Below are 18064 nucleotides of genomic sequence, written 5' to 3'. Positions count from 1 at the left end.
AAGCCGGGCGCGGCAGGACGATGCGCCGTCTGCGGGATCCCGACATGGTTGGCGTGCGGTCGCGACGGACGTCGCTCCTACAGTGAGCACCTCACTGCTCGTACAGCTCCAGCGGCAGGTCATCCGGGTCGGCGAAGAAGGTGAAGCGGCGGCCGGTGTATTCGTCCACGCGGACCGGCTCGGTGGCCACCCCCTGTGCGTGCAGATGGGCGACGGCGACCTCCAGGTCGGCCACGCGCAGGGCGAGATGGCGCAGGCCGCAGGCTTCCGGGCGCGACACGCGCGGCGGCGGCGAAGGGAACGAGAACAGTTCGACCTGCGCGCCATCGGGCAGCGCGAGGTCGAGCTTCCATGAGTCGCGTTCGCCGCGATAGTGCTCGGCGACCACGCGCAACCCGAGCACCTGGGTGTAGAAGCGTTTCGAACGCGCGTAGTCCGACGCGATGATCGCAACGTGGTGCAGGCCTTCGATCTTCATGCAGGCATTGTAGGCGCGGGCACCGCCGCCTCCATCGCCACCCCGGCACTCAATGCGCCGCAGCAGCGTCCGCCCCGCCCCCGGACGGCGCCCTGCCACCCCGCATCAGCAGCACCAGCGGCATCGACACCAGGGTGAGCAGCATCATCAGCTTGAAGTCGTTGAGATAGCCGATGGCCGCTGCCTGCCGGTTGACCTCGGCATTGAGCAGGGCCAGGCCGGTGGCGGTGGACGGGTTCATCGCCGCGGGCAGCAGCGTGGTCTCCGCGCCGAATGCCGGGATGCGCGCGCCGATCTCCGCATGGTTGACCTGCGATGCACGCGACAGCATCGTCATCACCACCGAGATGCCGACCGACGAACCGATGTTGCGCACCAGGCTGAACAGGCCCGCCGCCTCGGTGCGCTGGTGCGGTTCCAGGGTGGCGTAGGCGACCGTCGAGATCGGCACGAACACCAGGCCCAGGCCCATGCCCTGCACCACGCCCAGCCAGACGATGGACGGCATGGAGGCGTTGGGCCCGAACTGGGTCATGCCGTGCAGCGAGGCCACCATCAACCCCATGCCGGCCAGGATCGGCCAGCGCGCGTCGATGCGGCCCAGCAGGCGGCCGACCACCATCATGCTGAACATCGTGCCCACGCCGCGCGGCGCCAGCACCAGGCCGATGGTCAGCACGGGGTAGTTCATCAGCGTGCTCAGGTACGGCGGCAGCAGCGCCAGCGTGGCGAACAGCACGATGCCCACGACGAAGATCAACGCGCAACCCACGGCGAAGTTCGCGTTCTTCAGCAGGCCCAGGTCGAGCAGCGCGCTGTCGCGCCGGCGCCACCACCACAGGCCGTAGGTGTACAGCGCCAGGAAGGCGAGCGCGGCCTCGATCTGGATCTCGACGCTGCCGAACCAGTCCTCGCCCTGCCCGCGATCGAGGAACAGCTGCAAGGCCCCGATACCCAGCGCCAGCAGGCCCAGCCCGACGCCATCGAGCTTGCGCTCCTGCAGGACGTCCTTTTTCACGCTGGCCATGATGCCGACCAGCGCCAGGATGCCGATGGGCAGGTTGATCAGGAACACCCAGTGCCAGCTGTAGTTCTGGGTCAGGAAGCCGCCCAGCGGCGGGCCCAGGATCGGCCCGACCATGATGCCCATGCCCCACATCGCCATGGCGGCGCCGTGCTTTTCCCGGGGGAAGGCGTCCAGCAGCAGCGACTGCGAGATCGGCACCAGCGAAGCGCCGAACACGCCCTGCAGGATGCGGAACAGCACCATCTCGCCGATGCCGGTGGCGATGCCGCACAGCAGCGAGGCGACGGTGAAGCCGCTGACCGCGATGATCAGCAGGCGACGGCGGCCGAGTCGGCCGGCGAGCCAGCCGGTGACCGGGGTCAGGATCGCGGCGGCGACGATGTAACTGGTCAGCACCCACGACACCTGGTCCTGGGTGGCCGACAGCGAGCCCTGCATGTCCGGCAGCGCGACGTTGGCGATGGTGGTGTCCAGCGCCTGCATCAGCGTGGCCAGCATCACCGAGCCGACCAGCAGCGTGCGCTTGCCGGTGTCGTCCTGCGCGGGTGCAACGGGAGCGGCGGTCGTGCTCATGGGGCGTTCCGGCGAGGATCGGCGCACGGGGGGTGCGGCGATCCAGAGGTCACCCGGGGCGCGGCGTCAGCGGGGCCGGGCCCCACCACAGTGCCCTCGCCCGCCTCGGCGCACGCCCGGGATGACATGGAAGATGGACCTCAGCGCGCCGCAGTGGCGCGGCTGGAGGCGGTGCCGCCGTCGCGCAGGTCGACATGCACGTCGGCGCTCATGCCGGCGCGCAGCTGCGGAGCGTCGGCCGCGGCTTCATCGATCTCGAGGCGCACCGGAATGCGCTGCACGATCTTCACCCAGTTGCCGGTGGCGTTCTGCGGCGGCAGCACGCTGAACTCCGCGCCGGAGGCCGGCGCGATGGAGGCCACGTGCGCCTTCCACTTCACGCCCGGATAGCTGTCGACTTCGATGGTGGCCGCCTGGCCGACCTTCATCTTCTCCAGTTCGGTTTCCTTGAAGTTGGCTTCCACCCAGATCGGCGAGGTGGCGACCAGCGGCATCGCGGTCTGGCCGACGTTGATGTACTCGCCCACCTGCAGGTCGTGCAGGCCGACGATGCCATCGACCGGCGCACGCACTTCGGCGTGGTCCAGGTCGAGCTTCGCCTTGGCCAGCATCGCCGCCGCGGCCCGGTATTCCGGCAGGTCCTGCGTGGGCGTGCCGGGACTTCCGCTCAGCGACGCGGTGGCTTCGGACTGCGTGGCGATGGCATCGGCCAGGTCGGTGCGCGCTTCGGCGACGGCGTGGCGCGCGTCGTCCAGCATCTTGCGCGAGACCAGTTGCTGGCCGGCGAGCCGCTGCATGCGCTGCAGGTCGCGCTGCGCCCAGGCCAGCGTTTCGCGCGCGGCCTGGATCGAGGTGCCGGTGCCGACCACCTTGGCGCGGCTGGCGCTGGCGGAGTTGGCCATGCGCGCCACCAGGGCTTCGTTCTGGGCGACGGCGATGACCAGCGGATCGGCGTCGATGCGGAACAGCAGGTCGCCCCGCTTCACCGGCTGGTTCTGCTGCACGGCGACCTCGACCACACGCCCGCCGACCTGCGGGGCGATCAGGATGCGCTCGGCCTTGATGTACGCGTTGTCGGTGCTCACTTCGCGCTGCGAAGCGACGTACTCCCAACCGAAGAAGCCGACGACGGCGAGCGGGCCGGCGACCCACAGCCACACGGGCACCCGGCGGCGCCTGGGAGCGGGGGCCTGTGCCGCCTTTTCCGCGGCTTCGTTGATCTTGCTGGTCATGGTGGGGGTCAGCTCTTGCGGAGGGAGGACTCGCCGCGGCTTGCGCGATCGAGCACGGAGAGGTTTTCGCGGATCTGGCCCAGCACCTTCAGCGTCGTCGCCAGTTCGTCGGCATCGACGCCGGCCAGGCAGTCCTCGCGCACGGACACGGCGACGGCTTCGATGTCGTGCATCACCGCGCCGGATTGCGGCAGCAGGTGCAGGCGCCATACGCGGCGGTCGTCCGGGTCGCTGCGGCGCTCGATGAAGCCGGCCTTCTGCAGGCGGTCCAGCACGCGGCCCACGGCGATCGGCTCCATGTCCAGCAGGTCGGCCAGCTCGGTCTGGGTGATGCCTTCGCGCTGGTGGATGCGCTTGAGCGCACGCCATTGCACCCGGGTCAGGCCCAGGTGCGCGGAACGCCGGTCGAACACGCGGCCGAACAGCCGGCTCAGGTCCGCGATCAGGTAACCGATGGTGCTCTTGCCGTTGGCCTGGGTCATGGGTGCCTATGATATAGATGCCTAAGCAATAATATAGAGGGCTGCGAATCATGTTCAGCCAGGCTTCTGCCTCCAGCCCGGGCCACGGACGCCCGCGCGGCCAGCTTCGGGGTCACCAGGCTTGGGCGACCCACGATTGAGCCGTCATCCCCGCGACTTTCGCGCCTGACGCTGGAGGCGCTGCGCTCCCGCCTTCGCGGGAGGGAATGACGGTCCGGCGGGCCGGAGGATGCCCGTGAATCCGGGACTCCGGCCCTGGAAACGACGACGCCGGCACGAGGCCGGCGTCGGTTTCACCACGCGGTGGCGCGAGGGCTCACCCCTCCCACTTGCCCAGCGCCGCCAGGCCATTCTCCTTGGCGCGCTCGTACACCACGGCCTGCGCCTTGGCGAAGTTGCCGGTCAGGTCCTGCGACCACAGCTTCAGCGCGGCCTGCTGCATGGCGCGGCCGTAGGAGAAGCTCAGCGGCCACGGCAGGGTGCCCAGGCGGTTCATCGCATTGAGGTGCGCGGTGGACTGCTCGTCGGTCTGCCCGCCGGACAGGAACACGATGCCCGGCAGGATCGCCGGCACGGTGCTCTTCAGGCACATCACGGTGGACTCGGCCACCTCGTCGACATCGGCCTGCTCGTCGCAGTCCTTGCCGGCGATGACCATCGAGGCCTTCAGGATGGTGCCTTCCAGCAGCACGTTCTGCTCGTACAGCGCCCCGAACAGCGAACGCAGCACGGCCTCGGTCACTTCGTAGCAGACCTCGATGTTGTGGTCGCCGTCCATCAGCACTTCCGGCTCCACCATCGGCACCAGGCCGCATTCCTGGCACAGCGCGGCATACCGCGCCAGCGCGTGGGCGTTGGCCTCGATGCAGGTACCGGACGGGATGTCCTCGCCGATGGTGATGACCGCACGCCACTTGGCGAAGCGCGCACCCAGCTTGTAGTACTCCTTCAGCCGCTCGCGCAGCCCGTCCAGGCCCTCGGTGACCACTTCGCCCGGGCAGCCGGCCAGCGGATGCGTGCCCTTGTCCACCTTGATGCCGGGAATGATGCCGTGTTCGCTCATGTACTTGGCGAACGGCACGCCGTCCTTGGTGGACTGGCGGATGGTCTCGTCGAACAGGATGGCGCCGGAGATGTAGTCGGACAGCTTGGGCGTGGTGAGCAGCAGCTCGCGGTAGGCGCGGCGGTTCTCTTCCGTGTTCTCGATGCCCACGGCCTGGAACCGCTTGGCGATGGTGGTGGTGGACTCGTCGATCGCGATGATGCCCTTGCCCGGGGCCACCATGGCCTGGGCGGTTTCGGCAAGCTGTTCGATGCTCATGGGGAGTTCCTGGAAAGGCGGCGGGAAAGATACCAATTGTAGCCCGCGCCGCGCCGACAGCGGGCAATCATGACGGTGAACGCGCCGCAGCGCGCCCGGATCCGGACGCGGCGGGAATCCCGGAAACCGGTTACAGCTCGCCCAGCCCCTCGGCCTTGCCCCGCTCGCCCATCTGCAGCAGGCGCAGCGTGTTGGTGGCGCCGTGCTTCTCCATGTGGTCGCCGCTGGTGAAGATCACGCGGTCGCCCTCGGCCAGCAACGCGCGATCGTGCAGCACCCGCATCGCATCGCGCGCGGCCTCGCGCGGCGCCAGGCCGCGGCTGTCGAAGGCGATGGGGAACACGTCGCGGATCATCGCCATCTTGCGGCGCGCACCGTCGTGCCGCGAGAACGCGTAGATCGGCGCGCTGGAGCGGAAGCGCGACAGGAAGCGGGCGGTGCCGCCGGATTCGGTCATCGCCACGATCGCGCGCACGCCGATGTGTTCGGACAGGAACATCGTCGCCATCGCGATGGCCTGGTCGGCACGCTCCAGGTTGCGCGGCGCCTTCTCGAAATCGGTGTCCATCTCGAACTGCTTCTCGGCGCCCAGGCAGATGCGCGCCATCGCTTCCACCGCGCGCACCGGATAGCTGCCGGCGGCGGTCTCGGCGGAGAGCATGACCGCATCGGTGCCGTCGATGACGGCGTTCGCCACGTCCAGCACCTCGGCGCGGGTCGGGATGGGGCTGTCCACCATCGACTGCAGCATCTGGGTGGCGGTGATCACCACCTTGTTGCGCGCCAGCGACTCGCGGATGATCTTCTTCTGCAGGCCGGGCAGCTCGGCATCGCCGATCTCCACGCCCAGGTCGCCGCGCGCCACCATCACCACGTCGCTGGCATCGACGATCTCGGCCAGGTTCTCGATGGCCTCGGTGCGCTCGATCTTCGACACCAGTGCGGCATCGCAGCCATGCTGGCGCGCGATGCGGCGCGCCTCGTTCATGTCCTCGGCATTGCGGCAGAACGACACGGCGATGAAGTCCACGCCGATGTTCTCGGCCACGTAGGCGATCAGTTCGCGGTCGCGCTCGGTCAGCGCACCCAGCGACAGGCCACCGCCCTGCTTGTTCAATCCCTTGCGGTCGGACAGCACGCCGTCGTTGAGTACCGTGCAGACGATGCGCTCGCCGTCGACCTGCACCACCTGCAGCTGCATCAGGCCGTCGTCCAGCAGCAGCACGTCGCCGGCGTCGACATCGCCCGGCAGGCCCAGATAACTGACACCGACCTGGTTGATGTCGCCGGGCGGGGCGTCCGCACTCGCGACCAGATCGAAGCGGTCGCCCTTCTTCAGCACGATCTTGCCCTCGGCGAAACGCTCGATGCGGATCTTCGGGCCAGGCAGGTCGGCGAGGATGCCGACTTCCGCCCCCACGCGCTGCGCGGCCAGGCGCACGGCGGCGGCGCGCTTGGCCTGGCCGGACGGATCGCCATGGGAGAAATTGAGGCGCACCACGTTGACGCCCGCGCGGAACAGTTCCTCCAGCACACCGGGCGGGTCCGTCGCCGGTCCGAGGGTGGCGAGGATCTTGGTGCGGCGCTGGCGTTCTGTCATGGTGCGGGTTCCCTGTGATCGCGCAAACGCTACCACAGCGACCGGGCACCGCAACGGCCGACGATCGCGCTGCGCGCATGCTGTCCCGGGACACCGTTGCGTCCGCGCGCGAAGCACGGCGAAAACGCTTGTTTTACAGCCCTTTCGCGCAACATCGCGTCATCGCGTCAGTGGTATTTTTTTGGTCTGAGCATCATGACCGGATGCTGCGCGCGCACACCCGACTGCGCAAACGCACGCGGCCGCGTACGTGCGCCAGCGTCAGCCGAACAGCGGCTGCAGGTGCGCCGGATGATGCGCCACCCGGTCCGCACCTGCCTGGCGCAGTTCCTCTTCGCCGCCGAAGCCCCACAGCACGCCCACGTTGCGCATGCCGTGGTGGCGCGCGCCCTCGATGTCCATGCGACGGTCGCCGATCATCCAGCAGGCGTCCGACACCACGCCCAGCCGCCGCAGCGCTTCACCGATCAGATCCGCCTTGTGGCTCAGCCGTCCGTCGGCGGTCGCGCCGATGACGTCCTCGAAGCGGTGCCCGAACGGCAGGTGCGCCAGGATCCTGCGGGCATGCGGCTCGTTCTTCGCCGTGACCACGGCGAGCCGGTACCCGTCCGCATGCAGCGCCTCGATGGCCTCGCCGATGCCGGCGTAGACCTGGTGCTCGAGCCAGCCGTGCGACTCGAAGCGTTGCAGATAGTGATCGACGGCGGCTTCGACCCGGGCCGGATCGCCCAGCAGCGGCATGAAGCTGGTACGCAACGACGGCCCGATCCAGCCCCGCAGTTCTTCCTCGGACGGGACCGGATGTTCCAGCTGCATCAGCGCGTGCGCGATGCAGCGGGTGATGCCGACGGCCGAATCGATCAGCGTGCCGTCCAGATCGAAGAACAGCGTGGCGCGGCTCACGCGCCGCGGGCTTCCAGCGCGGCGACGGCCGGCAGGGTCTTGCCTTCCAGGAATTCCAGGAACGCGCCGCCACCGGTGGAGATGTAGCCGACGTCGCCGGCGATGCCGTACTTGTCCACCGCGGCCAGGGTGTCGCCGCCGCCGGCGATGGAGAACGCCTTCGACTGCGCGATGGCATGCGCCAGCGTCTCGGTGCCCTTGCCGAAGGCGTCGAACTCGAACACGCCCACGGGCCCGTTCCACACCACCGTGCCGGCCGACCTGATCAGTTCGGCATAGCGCTGCGCGGTCTGCGGACCGATGTCGAGGATCAGCTCATCGTCCGCGACCGCATCGACGGCCTTCACCGTGGCCGGGGCATCGGCGGCGAACGCGGTGGCGACCACCACGTCGGTCGGCAGCGGGATGTCGGCGCCGCGCGCCCTGGCATCGGCATCGATCTTCCTGGCCGTATCCACCAGGTCGGCCTCGTAGAGCGACTTGCCGACGGCGTGGCCTTCGGCGGCGATGAAGGTGTTGGCGATGCCGCCACCGACGATCAGCTGGTCGACCTTGCCCACCAGGCTGGTCAGCAACTCGAGCTTGGTGGAGACCTTGCTGCCGGCCACGATGGCCAGCAACGGGCGCGCCGGGTTGGCCAGCGCCTTGTCCAGCGCATCCAGTTCGGCCATCAGCAGCGGGCCGCCGGCTGCCACGGCGGCGAAGCGGATCACGCCGTGCGTGGAGGCCTGGGCGCGATGCGCGGTACCGAACGCATCCATGACGAACACGTCGCACAGCGCGGCGTACTTCTTCGACAGGGCTTCGTCATCCTTGCCCTCGCCGACGTTCATGCGGCAGTTCTCCAGCAGCACCACCTGGCCCGGCTTCACCTCCACGCCATCCACCCAGTCCCTCACCAGCGGCACCTCCATGCCCAGCAGCTCGGACAGGCGCGCGGCCACCGGCGCCAGCGAATCGGCCTGGCTCCACACGCCCTCCTTCGGACGCCCCAGGTGCGAGGTGACCATGACCGCCGCGCCCTTCTGCAGCGCCAGCTTCAGCGTGGGCAGCGAGGCGGTGATGCGCTGCTCGGAGGTGATGCGGCCGCCCTCGATCGGCACGTTCAGATCCTGGCGGATCAGCACGCGCTTGCCGGTGAGGTCGAGATCGGTCATGCGGACGATGGGCATGGGAGGTCCTGGGCAGCGGGAAAGACCGCCATTGTCCCGCCTGCCCTCCCCTGCCGCAAACCAGCGGCTACGCCGGAGGGCGGCCGCGCAACAGGCTGAAGGCGAACGCGGCCACCAGCCCCGCGCCCAGCAGCAGCACGCCCCACAGCAGCCAGGTCTTCCAGTCGCGGGGTTCGGGCGGCGCCACGAGGGCGGCGTCGCCGGCCAGCACCGCGGCCGTGGACAGGTAGGCGGGCGCCGGCTGCCACTCGGCGCCGCGGTCGCGCCGCAGCGCATCGACCAGCGCCGGCATGGGCACGGTGGCGCGGCGGGCGCTCGCGCTGCCGGCCACCAGTGCATACGGCGGCGTGCCCTGCGCCAGGAACACCATCACCTCGGGCCGATAGCCCAATCGCAGCGTGGGCGCCCGCTCGGGCAGGGCGCCTCGGCTGCGCAGTCGCCACTGGCGGTCGCGCACCGGTCCACTGGACAAGGGTTGATCGGGCGATGCGCTGGGGCGTTCACCATCCACGCGATAGGCCACCCACGGACCGGCGCGCAGCCGCCATGGCGCGTCGTCGGCGTCGCGACTTTCCAGCGTCCATTCGCCCACGGCGAAATCATCCATCGCCAGGTTGACCAGGGCGATGGGATAGCGGCCGTCGCTGCGGTAGACGAATCCGTCCACGCCCTGCTCGCTCACGCGCCGTCCCTGCATCTCCGACCACGCCACCGTCTGCTGCAGATGCGCGGCATCCAGGCGCACCCGGATCTCACGGATCGGCAGCGCCGCAGCGGCATCGAGCGGCACGAAGCGCACGTAGCGGAACCCGGCCCGGATGGGCGCCTCGTCGTGCAGCAGCCGCTGCGTGCCGCGCTGCAGTTCCATCAGCGTGACGCGCGGCTGCATCACGTCCCAGGCCTGCAGATCGTGGCTGCCTTCCACGCGGAAACGGGCTTCGCGGGGCTCGCCCGGGTCCCAGGTGATCTCCAGCGCTTCGGGGTTGTCGCGGATGCCGCTGAGGTCCACCAGGAAGGCCCGACCGGTGTCGTCGGACGGCGCACCGCCGCTGGCCTCGATGCGGACGATGCGCCCGTGTTCGCCGAACTGCGCCGACACGCGGGAGGGCTGTTCCCCGCCAGACGGTGGCACCGGCAACGGGAACCACGGCACGACGATGCGGCGGGCGGGCAGCGCCGTAGGCTGCTCGGGGCCGAACAATGCCGCCGCTACCGGCTTGCCGTCGGCATCCAGCACGTCCACATCGCGCAGGTCGGCCCAGGCGGTGGTGGTGTAGACGCTGCGATCAAGCTCGACGCGGTAGGCGCCGGCGCGCTCGGCGGACAGGGCCAGCGGCCACCGCTTGGCGTACGCGGCATGTGCCGGCGACTGCGCAAGCGTCGCGGACGGCGTTGCCAGCAATGCCAGGGCAAGCAGCAGGGTCCTCATGCGGTCGCCTCCTCGGTCTCGATGCGGCGCGGCGGCGCCGGTGCCAGGTAACCCACCACCGTGCACAGCAGGCCGTAGGCGATGAAGGAACCGATGCCCAGCAGGTTGCCCAGATGCTGCCGGTCCACCGACACCAGCTTCACCAGCACCACGCCCATCAGCACCGCACCCCCCAGCCACAGCATGCGCTGGCCGCGGCGCGAACCGATCACCCAGCCCAGCACGCCCAGCACGCTCCACACCACGGTCAGGCTGGTCTGCGCCAGGCTGCCCGCCAGCAGGCCGCCGTTCCATGGCACGCCGCCCCAGTGATGGACGGCATGCAGCACCACCGAGGTCACCCAGACGAACGCCATCGAAGAAAGCAGCACGATCTTCGCAGGCGGCAGGCTGCGGTCTTCCGGCACCCACCAGCGCAACAGCAGCACGAGCACCGCCAGCTGGGCCAGTTCCAGCGGATTGACCACGGGAATCCACGGCAGCGGCGCGGCCCCGCCCGCGACGAACAGCGACCCCACCCACCACAGGGCGAGCGCGGCGAACAGCACGCCGAGCAACGGCGTGCGCCAGCCATCGAAGCGTTCGCCCAAGGGCGCCGACAGCCAGCCCCAGCGGAACAGCGCGAGCGCAACCACCACCAGCCACGGCAACGCGATCAGGCCCGCCGTCCAGCCCTGCCCCATGCCTTGCAGCCAGTCGGGCAGCCACGCCATCAGCAGGCTCGCCACCATCGGCCACACCAGCCACCAGACGAACTGGCCCGCGCCGGCCAGGCGATGTTCGCTGTCGCGCAGGCACAACAGGCTGCGCACGCCAAGCACCGCATAGGCCAGCCATGCCCAGACGCCATGACCGGCGAATGGCTGCTGGTGCACGTCCGACTGCCAGATCGCCAGCGGCACCGCGCAAGCCAGGGCCGCCAGCGTCGTCCACGCCAGCGCACTGGACGGACGACGCCGATGCGCTTCTGCCGCCAGCCAGCCGGTCAACGCCGCGAAGGCGAGCATCGCGTCCGGCTCGTCCCGATGACTCAGGTAACGCTCGATCTCGATCACACCGTTGCCCAGCCACCAGGCCAGGCCCCACAGGTAGTACAGCCCCGCGACGGCGCCCAGCCGGCCGCGATAGCTCCAGGCACTGGCCAGGCCGGCCAGCGCGATCAGCAGCGCGCTCATGAAGGGCGCGTTGGCGAACATCGGATGGGCCGTCGCCTCGAATCCGCCGGAGGACCAGGCGTCGGCCCGCGCGAGGGAGAACGCCAGCGCCGCCGCCATCTGCAGGCCCGCACCGGTCAGCTGCGGCAACAGGCGCGACTGCTTCAGGCCCAGCCAGACCAGCGCCGCACCCTCCAGGGCGAACACGCAGGCCGTCGCCTGGGCCGACAGCGCCAGCGGCACCGCCAGCGTGGCGAAGCCCACCGCGAGCAGCGCATACGACTGCGCAAGCACATCGTAGTTCCGGCGCCGGTGCAGCAGCCACGCCAGCCCCGCGTACAGCACGCCCAGACCCAGCGCGCAGAACGCCAGCGGCAACCGGCTGTCTGCGAACGTGCCGCCCCGCATCAGGCCGGCCTGCAGCGAGAACGCCACCAACGGCATGCCGAACACCAGGCAGCCGTCGATGAAGTCGCGCCGGCTGGCCGGCTGCCTGCGGGCGAACAGCAGCGGTATCAGCAGATAGAACACGAAGAACAAGGCCAGGAACGGCTGGGTGGTGCCGTACTTTTCCGGGGCGTAGTCGAACAGGCCCCACGCGGTGCCGATGCCGAAGGTGAAGACGAAGCCGAGCAGATTGAGCAGGCGCCACGACTTGTACCAGGCGATGCCGACGATGGCCGCGTTGAGCACGGCGTAGTACGAGAACAGCGCCACATGGTTGCCGCTGCCCGTCGACAGCCAGATCGGCGCAAGGAAGCCGGCCAGCAACGCGAAGACGGCCAGCGCCTTCGCATCCTGCAGCACGGCCAGCATGCCGGCACCGGCCACCAGCGCGATGCTCAGCGCGAAGGCCGCGCCCACCGGCATCAGGCCGAAGATCTTGAAGGCGGCGAACACCACCAGCAGCAGCACGCCGATGGCGCCACCCTGCAGACTGAGGGCGAACACGCGGTTGCTCTCGCGCTTGCGCCACGCGAATACCAGCGCGCCCAACGCGGCGGCCGCCACGCCCGCCAGGCGCAGTTCCGGCGGCAGGGTGAACCACCCCTGGTCGGCGCCGTACTTGAGCAGCGCCGCGACGCCGGCGAACAGCACCAGCATGCCGATCTTCACCGGCACGTTGCCGACGGTGAACCAGCGCTGCACGGCGCGGACCGCCCGGGTGGCGAAATCCGGACGCGCGGGCGCGGCAGGACGCGGCGGCCGGGGCGGGATGTGCGGCGCTGCCGGCGTGGGCGTGGGCGTGGGCGTGGGCGCTTGGGGTGCGGGCGGGATGGGCGGTGGTCCGGCGGTGCGGCCCGGTGCCGCCTGTACAGGCGCGGGCGTCGCGCGCGGCGGCGGCGCCGCGTCGCGCAGCAGGTCCGCCAGCGTGGGGCCTTCATCCACGACGGGCGCACCCGCCGCCTGGCTGGCAGGCGCCGGTGCGGGCGCGGCAGCGCGCGCGGCGCGCAACTGCGCGACCTGCGCTTCCAGCGTGGCGACGCGGCGCTTCAGGCCGCTGACCGACACCAGCGCGACGATGAGCAGCACGGGCATGGCCAGCACGGCCAGCCCCACCAGGACCAACAACCCGACCACGTCATCCATTCCCCGCCCTCGTCTGTGCGTGTTTCCGGTGCAAGGACGCGGCATGCCGCGCCCTCCGGCCGTCCATGCAGCCGCGCCCGCAGCCTCGGACATGGCCCGGGGATTTGCAAGATTCCGATCCGCGGGTGGTCGCCCAGGGCGCGCGCGGTATCGCCTGGCGATACCCGGAAACGACACGGGCGCCCTGGGGCGCCCGTGTCGGGATGCGCGACGGCCTGTGGGGCCGCTGCGCGGCTTACTTGCCGGCGACCACGCGGACCATCTCCAGGCACTTGTTGGAGTAGCCCCACTCGTTGTCGTACCAGGCCACCAGCTTGACGAAGGTCGGGTCCAGCGCGATGCCGGCCTCGGCGTCGAAGATCGAGGTGCGGGTGTCGCCGCGGAAATCCGTGGCCACCACCTTGTCCTCGGTGTAGCCCAGGATGCCCTTCAGCGCGCCCTGGCTCTGCGCCTTCATCTCGGCCTTGATCTCGTCGTACGTGGCCGGGTTTTCGAGCTCGGCGGTCAGGTCGACCACCGACACGTCGCTGGTCGGCACGCGGAACGACATGCCGGTGAGCTTCTTGTTGAGCGAGGGGATCACCACACCGACGGCCTTCGCCGCGCCGGTGCTGGACGGGATGATGTTTTCCAGGATGCCGCGGCCGCCGCGCCAATCCTTGTTGCTGGGGCCGTCGACGGTCTTCTGCGTGGCGGTGGCCGCGTGCACGGTGGTCATCAGGCCGCGCTTGATGCCCCACTTGTCGTGCAGCACCTTGGCGATGGGCGCCAGGCAGTTGGTCGTGCAGGAGGCGTTGGAGATGATCGCTTCGCCGTTGTAGGTCTTGTCGTTCACGCCGTAGACGAACATCGGCGTGTCGTCCTTCGACGGCGCCGACAGGATGACCTTCTTCGCGCCGGCATCCAGGTGCTTCTGCGCGGTGGCCTTGTCGAGGAACAGGCCGGTGGATTCGATGACGACATCGGCGCCGACCTCGTCCCACTTGAGGTTGGCCGGATCGCGCTCCTGGGTCAGGCGGATCTTGCTGCCGTTGACGAACAGCGCGCCGCCCTCGACCTTCACCTCGCCGTCGAAACGGCCGTGCACGGAATCGTACTTGAGCATGTACGCCAGGTAGTCCGGTTCCAGCAGATCGTTGATGGCGACGATCTGGATGTCGTTGCCGAAGTTCTGCACGGCGGAACGCAGCACGTTGCGCCCGATGCGGCCGAAGCCGTTGATACCCACCTTGATCGACATTGCTCAGGACTCCTGCGGCCGCGCGCGGCGCGGCGGGGTTGACGGGGCCCACATTCTAGCAGCCCGCCCCGGCGGCAGGCCGTGGCGGGCATTGATCAGGATCAAGGCGGCACGCCGGACGCGGGTGGAGACTGGCCCCACTCTCCAACGAGCGTCATCAACATGAAGAAGACCCTGATCCCGATTGCCATCGCCCTCGCCTTCGGCGCCGCCGCTCCCGCCTTCGCCCAGTCCAAGGGCGACTGGACCCTGGGCGTCGGCGTGCACCAGGTGAACCCGAAATCCGACAACGGCACGCTGGCCGGCGGCACCCTGCCGCTGGACATCGACAGCGACGTCAAGCCGACCGTCACCTTCGAATACTTCCTGCGCGACAACCTGGGCCTGGAAGTGCTGGCCGCGCTGCCGTTCAAGCACGACATCGCCATCGAAGGCGTCGGCACGGTGGGCAGCACCAAGCACCTGCCGCCGACCGTTTCGCTGCAGTACCACTTCAACAGCCAGGGCAAGGTCTCGCCGTTCCTCGGCGCCGGCCTGAACTACACCACGTTCTTCAGCGAAGACACGAAGGGCGCGCTGGCAGGCACCGACCTGAAGCTGGACGACTCCTGGGGCCTGGCCGCGCACGTCGGCATGGACATCAAGGTCAGCGAGCGCGGCGCGGTGCGCGTGGACGCGCGCTGGATCGACATCGACACCGACGTCGAGGTGGACGGCGCCAAGCTGGGCACCGCCAACATCGACCCGCTGGTGTACGGCGTGGCTTATGTCGTGAAGTTCTGAGCACCGCATAAGGTCCGCAACGCGCAATGGGGACGGCCCGTGTCGGTTAAAGTACCGGCATGGTCCGTCCCCTTCTTTTCATTCCCGCATTCGTCCTCGCCGTCGCGCTCGCACTGCTGCCGCTCCCGGCGCACGCATGGGGCCCGCTGGGCCATCGCCTGGTGGCGCTGCTGGCATGGGACGACCTGACGCCGCAGGCGCGCCGCCAGGCCGAGGTGCTGTTGCAGGGCGAGCCGGATCCGACCCTGGCCGGCATCGCCAGCTGGGCCGACGACCTCCGCAAGAACGATCCCGTGCTCGGCAGGACGTCCGCGCGCTGGCACTTCGTCAATCTCGGCGAACACGACTGCGCCTACGAGCAGGTCCGCGACTGCCCGGGCGGCAACTGCGTCGTCGAGGCGATCCACGCGCAGGCGGCGATCCTGGCGGATCGGACGCGTACGCATGCCGAGCGGCTGCAGGCGCTGAAGTTCGTCGTGCACTTCGTGGGGGACGTGCACCAGCCCCTGCATGCCGGCTACGCCCACGACAAGGGCGGCAACGACGTGCAGGTCAACTTCGACGGCCGCGGCACCAACCTGCACACGCTGTGGGACAGCCGCATGCTGCTGTCCACCGGCCGCAGCGAAGCCGACCATCTGCAACGCCTGCGTACGCTGCCCCGCCCGGCGCTGGGCGCCAGCGCGCTGCCGCCACCGGCGGCCGAATGGGCCGAACACTCGTGCCGTGTGGCGACGGGGCCGGGCGTGTATCCGGGCCGCGCCAGGCTGGACCAGCGCTACGTGGACCAGCATCTGCCCATCGTGGAGCGCCAGTTGCGTGCCGGCGGCACCGCCCTGGCCGCCGTGCTCAACCAGGCCCTCGGACGGCGGTGACCGGGCGGCCGATGCCGCATGGGAACCGCCACCTCTTCGTCGGCTAGCCTTCCCCCCAAGGTGTCGTTCGCATGAACCTGTACGCACCGCTGCGCTCCTTCCTTGCCATGCTGGTCCTGCTTTCGCTGGTGCTGGCGCCCGTGGCCACCCATGCGCAGGAGGACCGCGGCCTCATCGTCTTCGCCGCCGCCAGCCTGAAGGAAGCGCTGGACGAGGCCGCCGCGGCTTACCGGAAACAGACCGGCACACCGGTGCGCGTGTCGTATGCCGCCAGTTCGGCGCTGGCGCGGCAGATCGAACAGGGGGCGCCCGCCGACGCATTCTTCTCCGCCGATCTGGAATGGATGGACTACCTGCAGCAGCAGGGCCGGGTGGTGCCCGCCACGCGGCGCAACCTGCTGGGCAACCGGCTGGTGCTGGTCGCGCCCAAGGCAAGCGGGGTGCGTGTGGACCTGAAGCGGCCCGCGACGCTGCTGGCCGCCCTCGGGGAGGGCCGCCTGGCCCTGGGCCAGACCCGGACCGTCCCTGCGGGCAAGTACGCCCGCGCGTCGCTGGAATCGCTGTCGTTGTGGGACGGCGTGAAGGCGCGGCTGGCGGAATCGGAGAGCGTGCGTGCGGCGCTGATGCTGGTGGCGCGTGGCGAAACGCCGTTGGGCGTGGTGTATGCGTCCGATGCGAAGGCCGAGCCCGCGGTGTGCGTGGTGGCGACGTTCCCCGAGGACAGCCATCCGGCCATCGTCTATCCCGTGGCCGCGCTGCGCGGGCCCCGGTCGGCCCAGGCTTCTACGTTCGTGCGGTGGCTGGCCTCGCCTGCCGCGGATGCCATCTTCCATCGGCACGGATTCGCGGTGCGGGACTGAGCCGATGTTCGATGCGTTCACGCCCGACGAGCTCACCGCGATCCGCCTCAGCCTGAAGGTCGCTGCGGTGGCGGCGCTGGCCAGCCTGCCGCTGGGCGTGCTGGTGGGCTGGCTGCTGGCACGGACGCGCTTCCCGGGCAAGGCGTTGCTGGATGCGCTGGTTCATCTGCCGCTGGTGCTGCCGCCGGTGGTGATGGGCTATGCATTGCTGGTCACGCTGGGCACGCAGGGCGCCGTGGGCGCCTTCCTGAAGGAACACCTGGGCCTGGTGTTCGCGTTCCGCTGGACCGGCGCGGCGCTGGCCTGCGCGGTGATGGGATTCCCGCTGATGGTGCGTGCGATCCGCCTGTCGCTGGAAGCCACGGACCGCCGGCTGGAACAGGCCGCGTCCACGCTGGGGGCCGGTCCGTGGCGGGTTTTCTTCACCGTCACGCTTCCGCTGGCCTGGCCCGGCCTGGTCGCCGGCAGCGTGCTGGCCTTCGCCAAGGCGCTGGGCGAGTTCGGCGCCACCATCACCTTCGTCTCCAACATCCCCGGCCAAACCCAGACCCTGTCGTCGGCGATCTACGGACTGATGCAGGTGCCCGGCGGCGAGGCCGGCATCTGGCGCCTCGCCGCCGTCGCCGTGGCGATCTCGCTGGCGGCCCTGCTGCTCTCCGAATGGCTGGTGCGACGCCATCCCACGCGCCACGGCGAGGACGGCTGATGCTCGACCTGGACATCGAACTTCGGCGCGGCACCTTCCATCGCCACGTGCGCATCGAGGACGGCGCGCGCGTGATCGCGCTGGTCGGCCCCTCGGGCGCCGGCAAGACCTCGGTCCTCAACGCCATCGCCGGACTGGTGGCGCCGGTCGCCGGCCGCATCGCCGTGGACGGCCGCTGCCTGTTCGACAGCGCGCGCCGCATCGACGTGCCGGTGCACCAGCGCCGCGTCGGCTACGTGTTCCAGGATGCGCGGCTGTTCCCGCACCTGGACGTGCGCCGCAACCTGCTCTACGGGCGCCATGGCGGGCGCGGCGCGCCGAGGTTCGGATTCGATGCGGTCGTGGACCTGCTCGGCATCGCGCCCCTGCTCGGCCGGCGCACGCGCAACCTGTCCGGCGGCGAAGCGCAGCGCGTGGCGATCGGCCGCGCCCTGCTCTCGCAACCGTCGTTGCTGCTGTTCGACGAGCCCCTGTCGTCGCTGGACCAGGCCCGCAGGGAGGAACTGATCCCCTACCTGCAGCGCGTGCGCGACGAGATCCGCCTGCCCATCGTCTACGTCAGCCATCACCCGGACGAAGTGCGTCGCGTGGCCGATTCCACACACGTCCTCGACTGAGGCCGCCGTATCCTGCGGCCAC

At 69.9% G+C, this 18064-nt stretch carries 16 protein-coding genes; 5 read left to right on the top strand and 11 right to left on the bottom strand.

Translation table 11 applies throughout. From position 1 onward, the window contains the following. Positions 1 to 91: 91 nt before the first annotated feature. The 11 genes from MUU77_RS04030 to gap form a co-directional block, all read right to left on the bottom strand. Positions 92 to 478, bottom strand: coding sequence for a VOC family protein (locus tag MUU77_RS04030; protein ID WP_245091865.1), 387 nt, complete (start codon positions 476 to 478; stop codon positions 92 to 94). Between the two features lie 49 nt (positions 479 to 527). Continuing rightward, positions 528 to 2078 (bottom strand): MDR family MFS transporter, encoded by a 1551-nt coding sequence (locus tag MUU77_RS04025; protein ID WP_245091863.1) that lies wholly within the window; start codon positions 2076 to 2078, stop codon positions 528 to 530. A gap of 140 nt (positions 2079 to 2218) precedes the next feature. After that, entirely contained in the window at positions 2219 to 3310 is a 1092-nt protein-coding gene (locus MUU77_RS04020; protein ID WP_245091860.1) for an HlyD family secretion protein, read from the bottom strand. 8 nt (positions 3311 to 3318) lie between these two features. Continuing rightward, the gene (locus MUU77_RS04015; RefSeq protein WP_245091858.1) at positions 3319 to 3792 is read right to left on the bottom strand and encodes a MarR family transcriptional regulator; all 474 of its coding nucleotides are present in this window, start codon (positions 3790 to 3792) and stop codon (positions 3319 to 3321) included. 316 nt (positions 3793 to 4108) lie between these two features. After that, positions 4109 to 5113, bottom strand: a complete 1005-nt coding sequence (locus MUU77_RS04010) for a class I fructose-bisphosphate aldolase (protein ID WP_245091853.1) — start codon at positions 5111 to 5113, stop codon at positions 4109 to 4111. A gap of 130 nt (positions 5114 to 5243) precedes the next feature. Then, positions 5244 to 6713 carry a pyruvate kinase gene (gene pyk, locus MUU77_RS04005; RefSeq protein WP_245091851.1) on the bottom strand — a complete coding sequence of 490 codons (1470 nt, stop codon included), beginning with the start codon at positions 6711 to 6713 and terminating at the stop codon, positions 5244 to 5246. A 261-nt stretch (positions 6714 to 6974) separates the two neighbouring features. Further along, on the bottom strand, positions 6975 to 7616 hold the full coding sequence (locus MUU77_RS04000) for an HAD hydrolase-like protein (RefSeq protein WP_245091847.1): 642 nt from the start codon (positions 7614 to 7616) through the stop codon (positions 6975 to 6977). After that, positions 7613 to 8788: a phosphoglycerate kinase gene (locus MUU77_RS03995; RefSeq protein WP_245091845.1), complete on the bottom strand. Its 1176-nt coding sequence runs from the start codon at positions 8786 to 8788 to the stop codon at positions 7613 to 7615. The genes MUU77_RS04000 and MUU77_RS03995 overlap by 4 nt, the downstream gene beginning before the upstream one ends. Before the next feature lie 67 nt (positions 8789 to 8855). After that, positions 8856 to 10217: a DUF3999 family protein gene (locus MUU77_RS03990; RefSeq protein WP_245091843.1), complete on the bottom strand. Its 1362-nt coding sequence runs from the start codon at positions 10215 to 10217 to the stop codon at positions 8856 to 8858. Continuing rightward, positions 10214 to 12952 (bottom strand): DUF2339 domain-containing protein, encoded by a 2739-nt coding sequence (locus MUU77_RS03985; protein ID WP_245094205.1) that lies wholly within the window; start codon positions 12950 to 12952, stop codon positions 10214 to 10216. The genes MUU77_RS03990 and MUU77_RS03985 overlap by 4 nt, the downstream gene beginning before the upstream one ends. A gap of 244 nt (positions 12953 to 13196) precedes the next feature. Next, positions 13197 to 14201, bottom strand: coding sequence for a type I glyceraldehyde-3-phosphate dehydrogenase (gene gap / locus MUU77_RS03980; RefSeq protein WP_245091840.1), 1005 nt, complete (start codon positions 14199 to 14201; stop codon positions 13197 to 13199). A 162-nt stretch (positions 14202 to 14363) separates the two neighbouring features. On the opposite strand from gap, the gene MUU77_RS03975 reads away from it, so the two are divergent. The 5 genes from MUU77_RS03975 to MUU77_RS03955 all read left to right on the top strand — a co-directional run bounded on the left by MUU77_RS03975 (position 14364) and on the right by MUU77_RS03955 (position 18042). After that, a complete protein-coding gene (locus MUU77_RS03975; RefSeq protein ID WP_245091838.1) occupies positions 14364 to 14984 on the top strand; it encodes an OmpW family outer membrane protein in 621 nt (206 codons plus the stop codon). Positions 14985 to 15043: 59 nt separating this feature from the next. Further along, a complete protein-coding gene (locus MUU77_RS03970) occupies positions 15044 to 15859 on the top strand; it encodes a S1/P1 nuclease (protein ID WP_245091836.1) in 816 nt (271 codons plus the stop codon). A gap of 77 nt (positions 15860 to 15936) precedes the next feature. Beyond that, positions 15937 to 16719, top strand: coding sequence for a molybdate ABC transporter substrate-binding protein (gene modA / locus MUU77_RS03965; RefSeq protein ID WP_345779071.1), 783 nt, complete (start codon positions 15937 to 15939; stop codon positions 16717 to 16719). A 4-nt stretch (positions 16720 to 16723) separates the two neighbouring features. Continuing rightward, positions 16724 to 17425: a molybdate ABC transporter permease subunit gene (modB, locus tag MUU77_RS03960; protein WP_245091833.1), complete on the top strand. Its 702-nt coding sequence runs from the start codon at positions 16724 to 16726 to the stop codon at positions 17423 to 17425. Further along, the gene (locus MUU77_RS03955) at positions 17425 to 18042 is read left to right on the top strand and encodes an ATP-binding cassette domain-containing protein (protein ID WP_245091831.1); all 618 of its coding nucleotides are present in this window, start codon (positions 17425 to 17427) and stop codon (positions 18040 to 18042) included. Before modB ends, MUU77_RS03955 begins: the two co-directional genes overlap by 1 nt. The last annotated feature ends 22 nt before the right edge of the window (positions 18043 to 18064 follow it).

Source organism: Pseudoxanthomonas sp. F37, assembly GCF_022965755.1.
Lineage (GTDB): Bacteria > Pseudomonadota > Gammaproteobacteria > Xanthomonadales > Xanthomonadaceae > Pseudoxanthomonas_A.
The sequence above is the reverse complement of the archived record's forward strand: the minus strand, read 5'-3'. Positions and strand labels throughout refer to the sequence as shown.